This window comes from Streptomyces sp. M-16 (genome assembly GCF_052114405.1).
Taxonomy (GTDB): Bacteria; Actinomycetota; Actinomycetes; order Streptomycetales; family Streptomycetaceae; genus Streptomyces.
Genome location: NZ_JBFRER010000309.1, coordinates 1 through 776, shown reverse-complemented (window position 1 = coordinate 776; position 776 = coordinate 1). Strand labels below are relative to the sequence as shown.

Sequence of the window (776 nt, the reverse complement as noted above, 5' to 3'; positions counted from 1 at the left end):
CCGGTGACCATGTTGCGGGTGTACTGCACGTGGCCGGGGGTGTCGGCGAGGATGAACCGGCGGCGGGCGGTGGCGAAGTAGCGGTAGGCCACGTCGATGGTGATGCCCTGCTCGCGTTCGGCGCGCAGGCCGTCGGTGAGGAGGGCGAGGTCGGGGGCTTCCTGGCCGCGCCGGGCGGAGACGGCCTCGACGGCTTCCATCTGGTCGGTCAGGACCGACTTGGAGTCGTGCAGGAGTCGGCCGACCAGGGTGGACTTGCCGTCGTCGACGGAACCGGCGGTGGCGAAACGCAGCAGCGTGGTGACGCCCATGGCTAGAAGTACCCTTCGCGCTTGCGGTCTTCCATCGCGGCCTCGGACATCTTGTCGTCGGCGCGGGTGGCGCCCCGCTCGGTGAGCCGGGAGACGGCGATCTCGGCGATCACCGTGTCGAGCGTGGTGGCGTCGGAGTCGACGGCCCCCGTGCAGGACATGTCGCCGACGGTGCGGTAGCGGATCAGGCGCTTCTCCACCTGCTCGTGCGGCTTGGGTCCGCCCCAGTCGCCGGCCGTCAGCCACATGCCGCCCCGCAGGAAGACCTCGCGTTCGTGGGCGAAGTAGATCTCGGGCAGTTCGATGCCCTCGCGGGCGATGTACTGCCAGACGTCGAGCTCGGTCCAGTTGGAGAGCGGGAAGACGCGGACGTGCTCGCCGGGGGCGTGGCGGCCGTTGTAGAGCTGCCACAGCTCGGGGCGCTGGCGGCGGGGGTCCCACTGGGAGAACTCGTCGAACTCGTCG

The 776-nt window shown here is 70.2% G+C and carries 2 protein-coding genes; both read right to left on the bottom strand.

The window, feature by feature from the left end; genetic code table 11:
• Window positions 1–311: GTP-binding protein (locus AB4039_RS42275; RefSeq protein WP_442273315.1), on the bottom strand; the 311-nt coding region annotated here is incomplete at its 3' end.
• A 2-nt stretch (window positions 312–313) separates the two neighbouring features.
• A partial coding sequence (gene cysD, locus AB4039_RS42270) for a sulfate adenylyltransferase subunit CysD (RefSeq protein ID WP_442273314.1) occupies window positions 314–776 on the bottom strand: 463 nt, incomplete at its 5' end.